The following is an 18385-nucleotide window of genomic DNA, read 5'->3' on the forward strand; positions in this document are numbered from 1 at the left end:
ACTAAAAATGTAACATTTCTCTTCTTTTTTAATGAATAAAAAGGAAATAATTGAGTATAATATACTGTTTTGTTTTTTACGGAATCGTTTATACTTATAGATAGAAGAATGTGTGAACGAAGAAAACAAAAAACTGGAGGATATATGGGGAAAAATCAAGGAATATATAAGGAGAACGGACAAGTTATCTCTTTTAATCAATTAGCGGACTTCTTTTATAAAAAAGGGATGAGGGCTTACAAAGGGCAAAAATTGCAAGATGCAATTAAATATTTTCGAAGAGCGGCACAAAGTGAGAAGGAGCCGTTTATTTTATGCCAATTAGCAACAGTATTATCTGAGGCTGGTGAATATCAAGAGTCGAATCAAACCTTCTTTAAGCTTGTTAGATCTAATCCAGAACTTGAACAGTGCTATTATTTTATTGCAAATAATTATGCATATATGGGGCTATTTCAGCAGGCAAAAAAGTATGCGGATCGCTATTTAGAAGTTGCAGAAGAGAAGGAATTTGTAGAAGATACATTAGAATTACTTGAAATTATGGAAGAAGAAGCGATGGGTGCGGAAGAGATTGAGGATGAAGATGATCTAATTGTTATGCAGGAAGAAGCGAATCGCTATATTCGTAACGGACAATTGGAAGAAGCGATTGCTACATTAGAAATTGTTACGAAAGATTATCCGGAATTTTGGTCGGGTCATAATAATTTAGCCATCGCACATTTTCAATCTGGTAATGTAGATAAAGCGCTGAAGTTAACGGAAATGATTTTAGAGAAAAATCCTGGTAATATACATGCGCTTTGTAATACGCTTATTTTTCTATATTCAATTGGAGAGCATAAACAAGTAGAAGCGTTAGCTGCGCAGTTAGTTGCAGTATATCCAATTTCATTTGAACATCGTTTGAAACTCGGAACGACACTTGCAACAATTGGTCATTTTGAACCTGCATATAAATGGTTCAAAGTATTAAAGCGTCAAGGATACGAGGGAGACGTTAGTTTTTATTATTGGTTTGCATATTCTGCTTATATGGTGAAAGATCAGCAAGTAGCTGAAAAAATGTGGCAACATGTTGTAGAATTGCACCCTGATAAAAAGGGAAAAGAACCGTGGAATGCGCTGAATTTAGCGGATGAAGGACAAAACGTGTTATTTGAAGAATTACGAAAATCATTTCAGCAAAGTGCGACGCTAGAGGAACAAATGCTAGCTTTATATTTAATGAATGAATTATCCACGCCAGAGAAGGTGGGATTCTTCTTTGATGTAACGCAAGCGAAGAACGGTGTTCCAATTGTATCACAACTTGCAAAGTATTTCTTTTTACTTAATAGCCATAAGAGCATTCCAGCTGATTTACAACAGTTTGAACAGTGCGCGCGAATCGCGGATGCCTTATATAATTATACGAAAAAAGATGATGAATTAATCGAAGAGTGTTTACAATTTTGGTTTTGTACATTCATACGTTTATATACATCTGGAGCAGTTTTTACAAACGTGTACGGATGGTCAGCTGCGATTGAATATATCGTACGCAGCGAACAAGGAAATAAGATGACACAGTCGGAGCTTGGAGATGTATATAATGTATCTGTAGCGACTGTTCGAAAGTATGTGCAGGCTGTGAAACGTACGCACAAATAAGGTAAGCAAATCATTGGGAAAAAAATGATGCTAACAGTATAATGAGGGTAACTTAATTGTGTAGGAATGAATAGGAGTGAATGGTGTGTCAGAAGAAAAAATTTATGATGTCATTATTATTGGTGCAGGACCAGCTGGTATGACAGCTGCAGTATATACTTCTCGTGCGAACTTAAGCACATTAATGCTTGAGCGTGGTATTCCAGGTGGCCAAATGGCAAACACGGAAGATGTAGAAAACTACCCAGGTTATGAGTCTATTTTAGGACCAGACTTATCAAATAAAATGTTCGAGCATGCGAAGAAATTTGGTGCTGAATATGCATACGGTGATGTGAAAGCGGTCATCGATGGTAAAGAATACAAAACAATTATTGCTGGTAAAAAAGAATATAAAGCACGTGCAATTATCGTTGCAAGCGGCGCAGAATATAAAAAAATTGGTGTGCCAGGTGAAGCAGAACTTGGCGGCCGAGGTGTATCATATTGTGCAGTATGTGATGGCGCATTCTTTAAAGGAAAAGAACTTGTAGTTATTGGTGGCGGAGATTCTGCTGTTGAAGAGGGTGTGTTCTTAACACGCTTCGCATCGAAGGTAACAATTGTTCACCGTCGTGACACGCTTCGTGCACAGAAAATTTTACAAGATCGTGCTTTCCAAAATGAGAAAGTAGATTTCATTTGGAATCACACTATTAAAGAAATTAACGAAGCAAGTGGTAAAGTTGGAAGTGTAACACTTGTAGACGTAAACAGTGGAGAAGAGAAAGAAGTCAAAACTGATGGCGTATTCGTATATATCGGTATGTTACCATTATCAAAACCATTTGTTGAACTAGGTATTACAAATGAAAATGGTTACCTTGAAACAAATGAGCGTATGGAAACGAAAGTTCCTGGTATTTTCGCAGCTGGAGATGTTCGTGAAAAAATGCTACGTCAAATTGTAACTGCAACAGGTGATGGTAGTATTGCAGCACAAAGTGCACAACATTACGTAGAAGAATTATTAGAAGAACTAAAAACTGTATCAGAAAAATAAGGGATAACATACCTTTTGAGAAGAAAGCTACACATAGGGGCTTTCTTCTTTTTTTTGTGTGAAAATGTCAAAGTTTTGTCAAAAATTATTAGGATTATAAGATTTCTTATTGATATACTGGACTTTACGGAAAAAATCACTATAAGAAATGAGGAATTTATTCAGTATGGAATGGCGTAATATATATCGTGGATTTTGTATGGGTGTTAGTGATTTAATTCCTGGTGTGAGCGGCGGTACAATCGCTGTTGTGTTAGGGATTTATGAACAATTACTTGCGGCAATTAGTGGATTCTTTAGTCGTGAATGGAAAAAACATTTAGGATTTTTAATTCCCCTTGCAGCTGGTGTGGCAGCAGCTTTTTTAACGTTAAGCCACGTTATTAAATATTTACTTGCAAATCATTATGAACCGACTCAATTTTTCTTTCTCGGTTTAATTATTAGCATATTACCGATGTTAATGAGAGAAGCTGATGCAAAGTCGTCGTTTAAAGGTAAGCACATCGTTTTACTAATAGTTGCAGCAATTCTTGTTGCGATCACAGCTTTCTTTAAACCAGATAAGGCAGCAGATCCAATTACGACGTTAACAATTTTAAATGCAATTGGTTTATTTTTTGCAGGATGGATGGCTAGTATGGCTATGTTACTTCCTGGAATTAGCGGATCATTTATTTTATTAATTATTGGTGTGTATCCGACAGCAATTAATGCTTTAACTACACTGAACTTACCATTAATCGTAGTTATCGGTGCTGGTGTTATGGTAGGGTTTGTTGTAAGTAGTAAAGGAATTAGTTTCTTATTAGATCGTTATAAAAGTATGACATTTGCAGCAATTATTGGACTTGTTATCGGCTCGATTGTAATTGTGTTCCCTGGTATTCCAACTGGAGGATTTTCAATTATAAGTTCAATTATTACCTTTATTTTAGGATTTGCAATTGTTACTTATTTCGGTAAGAAATAAGGGCTGGAGTCCCCTTGGCGATAAAAATCGTTAAGGGGATTTTTCATGCTATTTATTGAAAATCTAGGCATTTACATTGCTTGTTGTAGAAAGCTTTTCTACAATTGTTGAGAAGCAGTGCTGAGCAAAAGAGGACTGGCTCCTTCGTTGTAGCAAACTGTTTTTGATAGTATAATGAAATGAGTATGCAGTGAGAATTTTACTGCAAGTAGCTGAGGTGAAGAAACATGCAAAGAGTGACAAACTGTGTGTTAATTAGAGATAATGAAGTACTCTTACTCCAAAAACCTCGCCGAAATTGGTGGGTTGCACCAGGCGGGAAAATGGAGCGTGGTGAGACTGTAAGAGATTCCGTTGTTCGCGAGTATCGTGAAGAAACAGGTATTTATTTAAAGAACCCAGCTTTAAAGGGGGTCTTCACCTTTGTCATCCAAGAAGGTGATAAAGTTGTTTCTGAATGGATGATGTTCTCCTTCTTAGCGACAGATTTTGCAGGAGAAAACAAACTAGAGAGCGAAGAAGGCATCATTGGTTGGCATACATTTGATAAAATTGATGATCTAGCAATGGCGCCAGGAGATTATCACATTATTGATTATTTAATTAAAGGAAATGGCATAATCTACGGTACATTTGTATATACCCCAGATTTTGAGTTGCTTTCATATCGATTAGATCCGAGTTAAACCGTCAAGGAGAGGATACGATGACAGAGAATAATGATATAAAAATGGTAATTATTACAGGAATGTCTGGAGCTGGAAAGACAGTAGCTTTACAAAGTTTTGAAGATTTAGGATATTTCTGTGTAGATAATTTACCACCGATGTTATTGCCAAAGTTTATTGAGCTTATGGCGGATTCAAAAGGAAAAATGAATAAAGTAGCACTTGGCGTTGATTTACGTGGCCGAGAGTTTTTCGAACATTTATGGGGAGCACTTGATGATTTATCAGAACGTACATGGATTATTCCTCATATTTTATTCTTAGATGCGAAAGATGGCACGCTTGTAACTCGTTATAAAGAAACGAGACGTTCGCATCCACTTGCACCAACTGGTTTGCCGTTAAAGGGAATCGAGATGGAGCGTAGTTTATTAACTGATATGAAGGCGCGAGCGAATATTGTGCTTGATACATCAGATTTAAAACCGAAAGAATTACGTGAAAAAATTGTTCATCTGTTTTCAACTGAAACTGAGCAAGCATTTCGTGTAAATGTCATGTCATTTGGATTTAAGTACGGTATTCCAATTGATGCAGATTTAGTATTTGATGTTCGTTTTTTACCGAATCCATATTACATTCCACATATGAAGCCGTTAACAGGACTGGATGAAGAAGTTTCATCGTATGTGCTGAAATTTAATGAGACGCATAAGTTTTTAGAGAAATTGACGGATCTTATTACTTTCATGCTGCCTCATTATAAAAGAGAAGGCAAGAGTCAACTTGTAATTGCAATTGGATGTACAGGTGGACAGCATCGTTCTGTTACGCTTACAGAATACCTTGGGAAACATTTGAAACCAGAGTATAGCGTTCATGTATCTCATCGTGATGTGGAGAAGAGAAAGGGCCATTAAGGGATGAAAAAAGAGAGAAAACCTAAAATTGTTATCATGGGAGGCGGTACTGGACTCTCTGTTTTATTAAGAGGATTAAAACAATATCCGGTTGATATTACAGCAGTTGTTACAATCGCTGATGATGGTGGCAGTTCAGGTAGATTACGTGATGAGCTAGAAATTCCACCCCCAGGTGACATTCGTAACGTACTCGTTGCGTTATCAGATGTAGAGCCACTGGTGGAAGCTTTATTTCAGCATCGTTTCACAACGGGAGACGGGCTGAAAGGTCATGCGTTAGGAAATTTATTATTGGCGGGTATGACCTCGATTACAGGAGACTTTTTCCATGCGATTACGGAAACGAGTAAAGTATTGAACGTCAGAGGGCGTGTGTTACCGGCAGCGAACCAAAGCGCGGTACTTCATGCGGAACTAGAAGATGGAGAAATTGTAACAGGTGAATCAAAGATTCCTTATTACGGAAAGAAGATTAACCGTGTCTTTTTAACTCCAGAAGATGTAGAACCGTTACATGAAACGTTGGCTGAGATTAAACGAGCGGATTTACTCGTTTTCGGTCCAGGAAGTTTGTATACGAGTATATTACCGAATTTAGTTGTTAACAAAATCGGGGACGCTGTTCTTGCTGCAAAAGCAAAGAAGGTATATGTGTGTAATGTTATGACGCAAGCTGGTGAAACGATGGGATATACTGCGTTTGACCATGTGCAGGCGTTACATGATCATTTAGGTAAGTCATTTATCGATACTGCAATTGTAAATAACCGTGATATTCCTTGTGAATTACGTCAGTTATATGAGGAAGAAATGTCGGCACCAGTTGTAGTAGATGAAGAGCGTTTTACAGAGTGCAATATTGATGTCATTCAAGATCAATTAGCGAAGTATGATGATCATGTTGTAAGGCACGATACATTAAAACTAGCTTCTATTTTATATTCACTGTTGTAGATGTGCGTTGCCTCGTTTGAGGTAACGCTCATCATTTCATATAGGACAAGATTTTTGTTCCACAATAATCGTATAAGGAGGTGTTGACTGTGTCATTTGCATCAGAAACAAAGAAAGAGTTGACGAATCTTGAGATGAAGGAATGCTGTGAGAAAGCAGAATTATCAGCGTTACTTCGCATGAACGGATCGCTTTCTTTTTCAAATCGTCGTCTATCTATCGATATTCAAACAGAGAATGCGGCAATTGCAAGAAGGATTTATACGCTTTTGAAAAAAGGATATGACGTGACGGTAGAATTACTTGTTCGTAAAAAAATGCGATTGAAGAAAAATAATGTATATATCGTACGGCTTGTTGAGAAGTCTCGCGAAATATTAGCTGATCTTCATATCGTTCGAGACGACTTTTCATTTATTCGAAATATATCACAAGAATTGATTGAGAAGAAATGTTGTAAACGATCGTATTTACGCGGTGCATTTTTAGCAGGTGGTTCAGTAAATAACCCAGAAACATCATCTTATCATTTAGAGATCTTTTCGTTATATAAGGAACATAATGATGCTATATGTGAACTGATGAACGGATTTGATTTAAATAGTAAGACGTTGGAAAGAAGAAAAGGGTATATTACGTATTTGAAAGAAGCAGAAAAAATTACAGAGTTTTTAAATATTATAGGTGCTCATAATGCACTTTTAAGATTTGAAGACATTCGAATCGTACGTGATATGCGTAATTCGGTAAATCGTTTAGTGAACTGCGAAACAGCTAATTTAAATAAAACAATTGGTGCAGCGCTAAGGCAGATTGAAAATATCCGCTATATTGATGAGACGGTCGGTCTTGATATATTGCCAGATAAACTACGAGAAATTGCACAACTACGAAGAGATTATCAAGATGTAACATTGAAAGAGTTAGGTGAGATGGTATCCGGGGGGAAAATTAGTAAATCGGGTATTAATCATCGTTTGCGCAAAATCGATGAGATTGCAGAGAAATTACGCGCGGGGGAAACGGTAGCAAAAAAATAAGAGGTTAAAGGGGAAATGGAGCTGTGGTTCAAAAAAGAGTTCAGGTTTCATTAAAAAACGGTTTACAAGCACGTCCGGCTGCGTTGTTTGTACAAGAGGCAAATCGCTTTCATGCGGATATCTTCATTGAGAAAGATGGAAAGACAGTGAATGCAAAGAGCATAATGGGGATTATGAGCTTAGCAATTGGAACTGGTAGCATGATAACAATTACAACAGAAGGTTCAGATGCAGAAGAAGCTTTAGAAGCATTAGCTGCATATGTACAATAAGAAGCTATCGCGCGTGTGCGATAGCTTTTTTTGTTTTGGTGTTTGTTGACGGGGGGAGGGTATATAGGTGGCGTGTGCTTGTCGAGTATTGTCGGTAAGTCGATAAGTTGTGTCGAATCGTCGATATATTGAAATAATCGCCGATATAATTGGAGTTACGGTCGATATATTTGAAAAATCGCTGATATATTTAAGGGGATACTAGGTGGGGTATGCACGTGCGGAGACCTAGATATAAAAAAAGCGCCCCATTATAGGGCGCTTCTGCTTTAAATCTATCCAGCTCCAGCGGCTAGAATCTCCGGTCGCTTCGCCCCTTCATTCGAGGCAAAAAGCGCCTCGGAATCAGGGGCTCCATCGCCCTGTGATTCTAAACGAGCCGTTTCCGCTTTTAGTTATATCCAGCTCCAGCGGCTAGAATGGTCGGTGGCTTCGCTTCTTCCGTCGAGGTAAAAAGCACCTCTATGTCAGAAGCTCCATCCCCCTCCCATTCTAAATGAGCCGTTTCCGCTTTTAGTTATATCCAGCTCCAGCGGCTAGAATCTTCGGTCGCTTCGCCCCTTCATTCGAGGCAAAAAGCGCCTCGGAATCAGGTGCTCCATCGCCCTGTGATTCTAAACGAGCCGTTTCCGCTTTTAGTTATTAACGATTTGTAAAGATCTTATCGATTAAACCGTATTCTAAAGCTTTTTCTGCTGTCATGAAGTTGTCGCGGTCTGTGTCGCGTTGTAGTACTTCAAGTGGTTGACCTGTGCGGTCAGCAAGAATTTGGTTTAGTTTTTCACGTAAGAATAGGATACGTTTAGCAGCGATTTCGATTTCAGTCGCTTGACCTTGTGCTCCACCAAGTGGTTGGTGAATCATTACTTCACTGTTTGGAAGTGCATAACGTTTTCCTTTTTCACCTGCTGCAAGTAAGAATGCACCCATAGATGCAGCCATACCGATACAGATTGTTGATACTTGTGGTTTAATAAATTGCATTGTATCGTAAATTGCCATACCCGCTGTGATAGAACCACCAGGGCTGTTGATGTAGATATGAATATCTTTTTCTGGATCTTGAGATTCCAAGAATAAAAGCTGGGAAACGATTGAGTTAGCTACGTTGTCATCAATTGCACTACCAAGCATAATGATGCGGTCTTTTAATAGTCGAGAGTAAATATCGTAAGCGCGTTCTCCACGATTTGTTTGTTCAATTACTGTAGGAATTAAATTCATCTGTTATTTCCTCCTTCTAAAGCTTTCTTAGTCTTATAATACAATTATGGTCAATAAAGGTCAAACGAAACCACTTTAAATCAAAAAAATATGTAGTTGTAACATGAAATATTCGCTATGTTTTTGAAATTCCCTGCTTATGTATCTTCAACATCATAACCGAATTACATAAATTTAAACGTTATAAAAACTATAGAAAAAAAGAAAAGAACGCCTTTTTACTGAAGCGTTCTTTCGATATTTATTCTTTTAAAAGATATGTTACTTTATTTAAAATCTTTTCGATTTGTTTCGCATTTTTGCTATACATTTCGCTCGCTGATTTCGACTTTGTTTCTAGGGAAAATAGTTCAAGGTCAGCATGACATTTTTTTAAAGATGCTAATAATAAAGGCTTGTTTTGAGGAGATGGCATTTGTAGTTTGTCATTATAAATGTCGATAGTAAGTTGTCCGTATGAATCCACTTGACCGAGAAAGACATTTTCAATAACAACACCGAGCTTTTCTAGTTCAGAATGTAACCAAGCACGGTTATGCCCGCTTGCTGAAAGGGGGCCATCTAGTACATTCCCATCCATAATAACAGTTTGTGGTTCCTTTTCATTCGGCACTTTTAAACCGAGATCTTTTGCAGTAAGTGGCTGAGCATCTTTCTTTAATAATACATTTAATTCTCCGCTCGGTTCTAAGACAGCAAATTCAACTTCAGCTATACTGAATGCACCATTTCCTCTAAGAAGTTCAAGTAACTCATCACTTGTGTATTTTTCTTTCTTTAAATTATCTTCAAGTACTTTTCCGTCTTTTATTAACACTGTAGATTTTCCTTCAAAAAAGTCTCTAGCAGTTTTGTTTTTTAAGGAAAGAATTCCAACGAAAAAAGGTACCGAGGCAAAAATAAGTATAGCGAAGACACCATGGAAAAACTTTTGATCAAGCCCTGTAGCAATTTGAGCAGCGATATCACCGATTGTCATTCCCGCTATGTATTCAAAAAAGGAAAGCTGAGAGATTTGCCTTTTTCCTAAGCACTTTGTAATAGTGAATAAAATAATTAGTATGAATACAGAGCGAAGGATGACAAGTGTCCATTCCGGTAGGTGAGACATAGTCATTTCCTCCAGTCTACTTAAAACCCTTTATATTGAGGTTCTTCACGTTCTAATACTGAAACTCTATCCTGTAAATCAGCGATGACACTGTCCATTTCTAACATACATTCATGAAATACGCGTTTAGCTTCATCGTCTGTAGAATTTAGTGAAAGGGAACTTAAGCTTGCTTGAGCGCCCCTTACACTAGCAAGGCAAGTTTTAACGCTAGCGATAACTGTCATACAAACACCTCTTATCCTTTCGGTTTGAATAGCAGTGCTCCAATAAAGCCGAAAATAATGGCTGCGGATACACCGGCGCTCGTTACTTTAAACATGCCGGTAATGACGCCAACGATACCATGTTTTGCAGCTTCTTCCATTGCGCCGTGAACGAGGGCATTACCGAAACTTGTAATAGGTACAGTTGCCCCGGCTCCAGCAAAATCAATTAATGGTTCATACAAATTGAATCCGTCTAATATAGCTCCGGCAACAACGAGTGTTGCCATTGTATGAGCGGGTGTAAGTTTTACAACATCAAACATAAGTTGGCCAATCACACATATGAGTCCGCCGATGACGAAAGCCCAGAAAAAAATCATTGTGTTGCACCTCCAAATTCAATCGAAACGGCGTGGGCGATACACGGAATCGTTTCTTCTTGTTGGAATGTAAGTGGAGATAGTAAAGCGCCTGTCGCAACGACAAGTATTTTTTTGAATTCTCCTCTTTTCATTCGGTTTAATAAATGACCGTACACGACTGTTGCGGAGCATCCTGGTCCACTAGCACCAGCTATGACAGGTTGTCCTTCTCTATAAATGAGTATCCCGCAATCTTGAAACTGTTCGCTCGTTACTTTTGTTCCGTGTTTATGTAGTAAGTCATAAGCAATTTCACGACCGACATGTCCAAGATCCCCTGTTACAATTAAGTCGTAATAAGAGGCGTCAATTTGTCGTTCGCGTAAATGAGCCTCAATTGTATCGACAGCTGCTGGGGCCATCGCACCACCCATATTAAAAGGATCTGTTAATCCCATATCAATCACTCGTCCGATCGTGGCAGATGTTACCCTAGGGCCATGTCCAGTGTCACTTAAAATAGCCGCGCCTGCCCCGGTTACTGTCCATTGTGCGGTAGGAGGTTTTTGACCGCCGTATTCAGTTGGATAGCGGAATTGTTTTTCTACAGCAGCGTTATGACTAGATGCCCCAGTTAGTAAATATTTTGCGCCTTTTGCATTTACAATACTTGCCCCGAGTGCTAAACCTTCCATAGAAGTAGAACAAGCGCCGAATAAGCCGAGATAAGGAGTGCCCAGTGTACGGCACGCAAAGCTTGTAGGGGTAATTTGATTGATTAAATCTCCTGCAAGTACGAATTGAATATCGTCTTTGCGAAGTTCTGCTTTTTCAGTGGCGCGGCTACAAGCTTCTTCAAATAAAATTTTATGTGCTTTTTCATAGGAATCTTGTCCGAGCCATAAATCTTCATGAAGAATATCGAAGTCTTCTGGAATTTTCCCTTTTGCTTCAAACGGCCCGCCAACGACTCCTGTCGAAATAATAACGGGTTTGTTTTCAAATACCCACGTTCGGTGTCCTTGTAACATTTATAGCCCTCCCCATTGAACGAGAATCGTTTTAATAAGTGCGATGACGAAAGCTGAAAATACACCAAACAAAATAACGGAGCCGGCTAATTTAAACATGTTTCCGCCAACGCCGAGTACGAACCCTTCTGTTCGGTGTTCGATACATGCGGCAATAACAGAATTACCAAATCCAGTGACAGGTACAGCTGTGCCTGCTCCAGCAAACTGCCCAAAGCGGTCATATATACCGAAACCAGTTAGTAACATGGAAATGAAAATGAGAGTTGCGACTGTTGGATTTCCTGCTGAGCGTTCAGTGAAATCAAAATATGTGATATAAAACGTAGAAATGAGTTGTCCGATGAAACAAATAAAACCACCAACGAAAAAAGCTTTAATACAATTTTTTAAGACAGGGCGCTTCGGTTCTCGTTCTTGCTCGAATTTTTTATACTCCTGTTGTACAGGGGTTAAGTTCTTATCTTTACTAGACATTGCGATCCTTCCTTTTCTTTTAAAAAGCGTTAAGTGTTAGACTCCATTTTTTTACCAATGAATTTTAATTGTTTATTAATTTCATCTTTAGATACTTCTTTTTCCTTAATTTTTCTTTCGAGTTTTTCGAGTAACATAAAGATTTTTTTATCTGTACTGACACGAACATCGAAAGTAGGATGCTCATCACTTAGTTGTTTTTGAAGTTTCTTACGCAGAGGTTTTAATCCAAACCTTTCGTGATGCTCCGGTGTAACTGCTATGTAGAGATCTAAATTTGAATTCACTGCTGTGCTTTTTATAATTTCATCCATAGCGAGAGCCCTTTTCTTGGCTCCTTGTGATATAGATTGATTAAAGGATTCCGTACTCGTCTTTGTTAACTTAGGACCTTTTTCTTTCTCCGTTCGTTTTGCTTCTTCTTTCACTTTTTTATCTAAAGGACTATTATCACATCCGGTAAAAGAGCTAAATAGAAGGGCAAATAATGCGGTTATGAGGCCGAGTTTTCGCATAATTATCATTCCGTTTCTATTGCAATATGTAATGTGATAGAAAAAGGATGACTGCATATCATCCTTTTTCTATTTCACAGCATAAACCGATCCGTTATTGCTGTGAGTATTGTGGTTCTTCTTGTTGGACTTCTTCAACGCGTGGATTTAAAGAATCGATAATTGTTTGCGTTTGCTGCGCAGCTGTTTGGAAAAGTTGCTTAGCTTGTTGGTTATCCGTATCAAGGGCGAATCCCTCTAAGCTAGCTTGTGCACTTTTTAATCCAGAAACAGTTTGCTTTAGTTTCGTAATTACAGTCATTGAATGAAGCCCCCTTTGGAATATCAATTCAAAGGTTATAATTTGTGAGTTGGGGTGAAATTATGATTGGAAAATATAGGGGAGAGTGTGTTGTTAATATACTCATAACTAAGTTGCATAACGGATTATGGGGATGTTTTTATTGATTTAGATGGATTTTATTGCTATTATTATGAAAAGAAAATGAAGTGTTTTCTATAATCATGCGCCCATAGCTCAGTCGGATAGAGCGGTGGTTTCCGGTACCACGTCTGCCGGGGGTTCGAATCCCTCTGGGCGCGTCAAAAAGTCCTAACTTACGTTTTGTAAGTTAGGACTTTTTTTATTTCCCTATTGTTATATCTAGTGATAAGATTTACTATTAGTACTTGATAATAATTTTATGACTTATTATTTTCTTTCAATATTATTCAAATTTCAGTTGTAAGTTGTAAATCTCATTAATACATATAAATTAATAATATTTTGGAATGGGTGTCTGTGATAGCATTCTCCTTTTACCAAACTTATTGTACAATAGAAACAAGGGGGAGATTAGTTTGAAGGCAAGTCTTTTACAAGAACAAAGCTTACGTTTGGCAATGACACAAGAGTTAAGGCAAGCGATTACAATGCTCCAGTATAATGTGCAAGAATTATCGGAGTTTTTGTATGAGCAATCGTTAGAGAATCCCCTTATTGAGTTAGGTGGTTTTGAGAGGGAGAAGAAAAAGAGCTCTAACAACAGTAAAAGTACCAGCAAACAAGTCGAGAATCAGATGGAAATCTACAGTGTGGATTCTACAACGATTCAGCAACATTTATTAAATCAAATGCAGTATTATAAAATAGAAGAAGAAGAGCGAAAAGTAGCTTCCTTCATTATTATGAATATGGATGGAAATGGGTATTTACAAGAAACGAACGAAGAGTTAGCCGATCTCCTTTCCGCACCGCTTCATGTAGTCGACCGCTCTGTTGAGCTTGTCCAATCACTTGAACCAGCAGGGGTAGGTGCGCGTAATATTCAGGAATGCCTAACTTTACAATTGAAGCGCTTACAAAGACGAAATGGATTAGCGGAAGAGGTTGTGGAAGATCACTTCACTTATTTCGTGAAGAAAGATTGGCGAAAGCTCGTTCAAGTGTTGAAGTGTAGTAATGAAGAATTGCAACTAGCGGTGAACTGTATTACGTCATTACAGCCAAAACCAGGTCTTGCGTTTTCTTCAGATAAACCACTTTATATTGTGCCTGATATGGCAGTGAAAAAAGATGGTGATCGTCTCGTTTTACAAATGAATGAGAGAAATATGCCGAGAATTGAGATTCACTCTGAGTATAGTGCGCTTCTTAATAATAGTGAAAGTGAAGTAGCATCTTACGTATCAGAAAAGTATCAGCATGTGCAGTGGATTATGCGTAGTTTGAAACAGAGAAAACAAACGCTTCTTCAAGTGATGACCATTATTATGGAAAAACAACGTGATTTTTTCTGGGAAGGTCCAGCTTATTTAAAGCCACTGGCTTTAAAAGAGGTAGCAGAAGAGTTAAGTGTACATGAATCTACAATTAGTCGTGCAACGCGAAATAAATATGTGCAAACACCACACGGTTTATTTGAGATGAAATCGTTCTTTAGTAATGCGGTTTCGACTACGGAAGATGAAGCAGTTTCTACGAAGCGTGTAAAACAATTTATCCAAACGCTTGTTGAGGCGGAAAATAAGAAAAAGCCACTTTCAGATCAAAAGATTTCAAAATTATTAGAAGAAGAGCATGAAATCGTTATTTCTCGAAGAACAGTGGCGAAGTATAGAGAGCAAATGCACATCCCAGCGTCGTCATTACGAAAAACGATCGGATAGGTGGAGAAGATGAAAGTTGTACTGTATACAAAAAAAGATTGTGGCCTTTGCGTGAAGGCGAAACAAGTTTTACAGGAAGTACAATGTGAATATTCTTTTCAAATTGAGGAAATAGATATATATGAAGATAATGACCTTTTAGAAAAATATCATCTAATGATTCCAGTTGTAGAAATAGACGGAAAACAAGTAGAATATGGTAACATTCACAAAGGTGTCATAATAAACTATATAAAGAATGCAGTTAAGAGTTGAATAAGTTTCTATCTCCTGTTACAATAATACACGTAGCAGGGATTATTTTTTTAACCTATGTGGGACACAAAATGTCACTACGGGACGTAAAGTGACCACAGAGGAAAAATGAACCAATGTAGTGAGGAGAAAAGATATGCGCTCATGGATTCAGAACACAAAAAAATTATTACCTGATCTGCTACCTGTTATGCAAACGAGAATGCAGATTCTTCAATACATTAGGCTCATGCAGCCGATTGGAAGAAGAAACTTATCAGCAAGTCTCGGTATGACAGAACGAGTATTGCGAAGTGAAGTTCAAGTTTTGAAAGAACAAAACTTAGTTCACGTCGCTTCTTCTGGAATGACTTTGACAGAAGAAGGAACAGCTTTAGTTCTTGCTTTGGAAGACTTTATGAAAGAAATTTCCGGGTTAAAGGTTTTAGAAAAGCAACTTAAGGAAACATTAGACTTGGATGAAGTTTTCGTTGTCCCTGGTGATAGTGATGAATCGCCTTGGGTCAAACTGGAGATGGGCCGTGCTTGTGTGACTTGTATAAAAGACCGTCTGACAGCGAATAATATCGTTGCTGTGGCTGGAGGAACTACGCTAGCTGCTGTTGCGGACATGATGCAGCTTGATTGCAAAGATTTACATATGCTATTTGTCCCAGCACGTGGTGGAATTGGAGAAGGCGTCGAGTTAGAAGCCAATACTATTTGTGCCAAGATGGCGCAAAATACGATGAGTAATTATCGCTTATTGTATGTTCCAGACCATGTTAGCAGCGAAGCATATGCGTCTATTGTGACAGAGCCTTCCGTGAAAGAAGTTCTTGAGTTGATTCGATCTTCCAATATCGTCATTCATGGAATAGGTGATGCGTTAACAATGGCACGTCGCAGAAATACTTCAGAAGCAGATTGGTTAAAGATTCAAGCAAGCGAAGCAGTTGGCGAAGCTTTCGGTTATTACTTTAATGAACAAGGAAGTGTTGTTCATAAAGTAAGAACAGTTGGTATGCAACTTGAGGATTTACAACATGTATCTCACGTTGTTGCAGTCGCTGGAGGTTCTTCAAAGGCAAAGGCAATACAGGCTGTAATTAAACAAGGGCACACTTCAATTCTAATTACAGATGAAGGTGCAGCAAAACAGTTAACAAAGGGTATTACCCTTTAATATAATCCCCCAAGGAGGAAATTCAAATGACTAAAATTGGTATTAATGGATTTGGACGTATCGGACGTAACGTATTCCGCGCAGCTCTTAACAACTCTGAGGTAGAAGTAGTAGCAATCAACGACTTAACAGATGCTAAAACATTAGCTCACCTTTTAAAATATGACACAGTTCACGGAACTTTAAATGCAGAAGTATCTGCTAACGAAAACAGCATCGTTGTTAACGGTAAAGAAATTAAAGTTATCGCTGAGCGTGACCCAGCTCAACTACCATGGAGCGACTACGGAGTAGAAGTAGTAGTAGAATCTACTGGCCGTTTCACTAAAAAATCAGACGCTGAAAAACACTTAGGTGGATCAGTTAAGAAAGTTATCATCTCAGCTCCAGCTTCTGACGAAGATATCACTGTAGTTATGGGTGTTAACCACGAACAATACGATGCAGCTAACCACAACGTAGTATCTAACGCTTCTTGTACTACAAACTGTCTAGCTCCATTCGCTAAAGTATTAAACGAAAAATTCGGCGTAAAACGCGGAATGATGACAACAATTCACTCTTACACTAACGACCAACAAATCTTAGACTTACCACACAAAGATTTACGTCGTGCTCGTGCAGCAGCTGAAAACATGATCCCAACATCTACTGGTGCAGCTAAAGCTGTAGCATTAGTATTACCAGAACTTAAAGGTAAATTAAACGGTGGCGCTGTACGTGTTCCAACTGCTAACGTTTCTCTAGTTGACCTAGTTGTTGAACTTGACAAAGAAGTAACAGTTGAAGAAGTAAATGCAGCATTCAAAGCAGCAGCTGAAGGCGAATTAAAAGGTATCCTTGGATACAGCGAAGAGCCATTAGTATCTATCGACTATAACGGATGTACAGCTTCTTCTACAATCGATGCATTATCTACAATGGTAATGGAAGGTAACATGGTTAAAGTACTTTCTTGGTACGATAACGAAACTGGTTACTCTAACCGCGTAGTAGACTTAGCAGCTTACATGACTTCAAAAGGTCTTTAATTCTTAATTATATAAGTTATCAATGACAAAACGAGGGAGAGGGTTTGTTCCCTCTCTCTCTTCTTTCGTTTTAAAAGCAAATGTGTTAAGCTTTTGAGTGGGTTTTGTCAATCCTAACTAGTAGTCGGAGGGAAATCCAATGAACAAAAAATCAATTCGTGACGTAGATTTAAAAGGTAAGCGTGTATTTTGCCGCGTTGACTTCAACGTACCTATGAAAGAAGGCAAAATTACAGATGAAACTCGTATCCGTGCAGCTCTTCCTACAATTCAATATTTAGTAGAGCAAGGTGCGAAAGTTATTTTAGCAAGCCACTTAGGCCGTCCAAAAGGTCAAGCAGTAGAAGAATTACGTCTTACTCCAGTAGCAGCACGTTTAGGCGAGCTTCTTGGTAAAGATGTTAAAAAAGCAGACGAAGCATTCGGACCAGTTGCACAAGAAATGGTTGCAGCAATGAACGAAGGCGACGTATTAGTTCTTGAAAACGTACGTTTCTATGCGGGCGAAGAAAAGAACGATGCAGAACTTGCGAAAGAATTTGCAGCTCTTGCTGATATCTTCGTAAACGATGCATTCGGTGCAGCTCACCGTGCTCACGCTTCTACAGCAGGTATCGCAGACTACCTACCAGCAGTATCTGGATTATTAATGGAAAAAGAGTTAGATGTATTAGGTAAAGCACTTTCTAACCCAGAACGTCCATTCACAGCTATCATCGGTGGTGCGAAAGTAAAAGATAAAATCGGTGTAATTCGTCATCTATTAGACAAAGTAGATAACTTAATCATCGGTGGCGGACTTGCTTACACATTCGTTAAAGCTTTAGGTCATGAAATTGGTCTATCTCTATGTGAAGACGACAAGATTGAACTAGCTAAAGAATTTATGCAACTTGCAAAAGAAAAAGGCGTAAACTTCTACATGCCAGTTGATGTTGTAATCACAGAGGAATTCTCTGAAACTGCAACAACTCAAATCGTTGGTATCGACTCTATTCCTTCTAACTGGGAAGGCGTGGACATCGGTCCTAAAACACGTGAAATTTATGCAGATGTAATTAAAAATTCTAAGCTTGTTGTATGGAATGGACCAATGGGTGTATTCGAAATGACTCCATTCGCAGAAGGTACAAAAGCAGTAGGACAAGCATTAGCAGATGCAGAAGATACATACTCTGTTATCGGCGGTGGTGACTCTGCAGCAGCTGTTGAAAAATTCGGTATGGCTGATAAAATGAGCCACATTTCTACTGGCGGCGGTGCGTCATTAGAATTCATGGAAGGTAAAGAGCTTCCAGGTGTAGTTTGTCTTAACGACAAATAAGTAGC

At 38.4% G+C, this 18385-nt stretch carries 21 protein-coding genes and 1 tRNA gene; 14 read left to right on the forward strand and 8 right to left on the reverse strand.

Going from position 1 to position 18385, the window contains the following annotated elements:
* Positions 1-144 precede the first annotated feature (144 nt).
* From VF726_RS24020 to VF726_RS24055, 8 genes are all read left to right on the forward strand, one after another.
* Positions 145-1656, forward strand: coding sequence for a tetratricopeptide repeat protein (locus VF726_RS24020; RefSeq protein ID WP_440172753.1), 1512 nt, complete (start codon positions 145-147; stop codon positions 1654-1656).
* 85 nt (positions 1657-1741) lie between these two features.
* Entirely contained in the window at positions 1742-2698 is a 957-nt protein-coding gene (gene trxB, locus VF726_RS24025; protein WP_071758446.1) for a thioredoxin-disulfide reductase, read from the forward strand.
* Positions 2699-2864: 166 nt separating this feature from the next.
* Positions 2865-3671 (forward strand): DUF368 domain-containing protein, encoded by an 807-nt coding sequence (locus VF726_RS24030; RefSeq protein ID WP_000455196.1) that lies wholly within the window; start codon positions 2865-2867, stop codon positions 3669-3671.
* Positions 3672-3898: 227 nt separating this feature from the next.
* Positions 3899-4357, forward strand: coding sequence for an NUDIX hydrolase (locus VF726_RS24035; RefSeq protein ID WP_001190080.1), 459 nt, complete (start codon positions 3899-3901; stop codon positions 4355-4357).
* Between the two features lie 20 nt (positions 4358-4377).
* Complete coding sequence (gene rapZ, locus VF726_RS24040) at positions 4378-5259, forward strand: RNase adapter RapZ (protein ID WP_000138462.1); 882 nt, start codon at positions 4378-4380, stop codon at positions 5257-5259.
* A gap of 3 nt (positions 5260-5262) precedes the next feature.
* Positions 5263-6216: a gluconeogenesis factor YvcK family protein gene (locus VF726_RS24045; RefSeq protein ID WP_440172754.1), complete on the forward strand. Its 954-nt coding sequence runs from the start codon at positions 5263-5265 to the stop codon at positions 6214-6216.
* Between the two features lie 89 nt (positions 6217-6305).
* Positions 6306-7256, forward strand: coding sequence for a DNA-binding protein WhiA (gene whiA, locus VF726_RS24050; RefSeq protein ID WP_000006563.1), 951 nt, complete (start codon positions 6306-6308; stop codon positions 7254-7256).
* Between the two features lie 23 nt (positions 7257-7279).
* Positions 7280-7528, forward strand: coding sequence for an HPr family phosphocarrier protein (locus tag VF726_RS24055; RefSeq protein WP_000250307.1), 249 nt, complete (start codon positions 7280-7282; stop codon positions 7526-7528).
* A gap of 642 nt (positions 7529-8170) precedes the next feature.
* Here VF726_RS24055 and clpP read toward each other — a convergent pair.
* The 8 genes from clpP to VF726_RS24095 all read right to left on the reverse strand — a co-directional run bounded on the left by clpP (position 8171) and on the right by VF726_RS24095 (position 12758).
* A complete protein-coding gene (gene clpP / locus VF726_RS24060) occupies positions 8171-8752 on the reverse strand; it encodes an ATP-dependent Clp endopeptidase proteolytic subunit ClpP (RefSeq protein WP_001049162.1) in 582 nt (193 codons plus the stop codon).
* 241 nt (positions 8753-8993) lie between these two features.
* Entirely contained in the window at positions 8994-9863 is an 870-nt protein-coding gene (locus VF726_RS24065; protein ID WP_088080844.1) for a DUF421 domain-containing protein, read from the reverse strand.
* Positions 9864-9883: 20 nt separating this feature from the next.
* On the reverse strand, positions 9884-10090 hold the full coding sequence (locus VF726_RS24070) for a DUF1657 domain-containing protein (RefSeq protein WP_000215916.1): 207 nt from the start codon (positions 10088-10090) through the stop codon (positions 9884-9886).
* Positions 10091-10101: 11 nt separating this feature from the next.
* A complete protein-coding gene (gene spoVAE, locus VF726_RS24075; RefSeq protein WP_000575924.1) occupies positions 10102-10452 on the reverse strand; it encodes a stage V sporulation protein AE in 351 nt (116 codons plus the stop codon).
* A complete protein-coding gene (gene spoVAD / locus VF726_RS24080; RefSeq protein WP_144615134.1) occupies positions 10449-11465 on the reverse strand; it encodes a stage V sporulation protein AD in 1017 nt (338 codons plus the stop codon). Before spoVAD ends, spoVAE begins: the two co-directional genes overlap by 4 nt.
* Positions 11466-11942, reverse strand: a complete 477-nt coding sequence (gene spoVAC, locus VF726_RS24085) for a stage V sporulation protein AC (protein ID WP_000095399.1) — start codon at positions 11940-11942, stop codon at positions 11466-11468. It abuts the gene before it with no gap.
* Positions 11943-11971: 29 nt separating this feature from the next.
* Positions 11972-12457 carry a YhcN/YlaJ family sporulation lipoprotein gene (locus VF726_RS24090; protein ID WP_001228545.1) on the reverse strand — a complete coding sequence of 162 codons (486 nt, stop codon included), beginning with the start codon at positions 12455-12457 and terminating at the stop codon, positions 11972-11974.
* Positions 12458-12551: 94 nt separating this feature from the next.
* Positions 12552-12758: a DUF1657 domain-containing protein gene (locus VF726_RS24095; protein WP_000216166.1), complete on the reverse strand. Its 207-nt coding sequence runs from the start codon at positions 12756-12758 to the stop codon at positions 12552-12554.
* 205 nt (positions 12759-12963) lie between these two features.
* Between VF726_RS24095 and VF726_RS24100 the strand changes: the two genes are divergently transcribed.
* From VF726_RS24100 to VF726_RS24125, 6 genes are all read left to right on the forward strand, one after another.
* Positions 12964-13039 (forward strand) — tRNA-Arg (locus VF726_RS24100).
* 258 nt (positions 13040-13297) lie between these two features.
* On the forward strand, positions 13298-14605 hold the full coding sequence (gene rpoN, locus VF726_RS24105) for an RNA polymerase factor sigma-54 (protein ID WP_440172755.1): 1308 nt from the start codon (positions 13298-13300) through the stop codon (positions 14603-14605).
* A 9-nt stretch (positions 14606-14614) separates the two neighbouring features.
* Positions 14615-14860 (forward strand): glutaredoxin family protein, encoded by a 246-nt coding sequence (locus tag VF726_RS24110; RefSeq protein WP_000869729.1) that lies wholly within the window; start codon positions 14615-14617, stop codon positions 14858-14860.
* A 136-nt stretch (positions 14861-14996) separates the two neighbouring features.
* Complete coding sequence (gene cggR, locus VF726_RS24115; RefSeq protein WP_440172756.1) at positions 14997-16025, forward strand: gapA transcriptional regulator CggR; 1029 nt, start codon at positions 14997-14999, stop codon at positions 16023-16025.
* A 26-nt stretch (positions 16026-16051) separates the two neighbouring features.
* Entirely contained in the window at positions 16052-17056 is a 1005-nt protein-coding gene (gap, locus tag VF726_RS24120; RefSeq protein ID WP_000161236.1) for a type I glyceraldehyde-3-phosphate dehydrogenase, read from the forward strand.
* Between the two features lie 139 nt (positions 17057-17195).
* Entirely contained in the window at positions 17196-18380 is a 1185-nt protein-coding gene (locus VF726_RS24125; RefSeq protein ID WP_001036332.1) for a phosphoglycerate kinase, read from the forward strand.
* Positions 18381-18385 lie beyond the last annotated feature (5 nt).

The sequence above is a fragment of the Bacillus sp. Brlt_9 genome (assembly GCF_051948935.1).
Lineage (GTDB): Bacteria > Bacillota > Bacilli > Bacillales > Bacillaceae_G > Bacillus_A.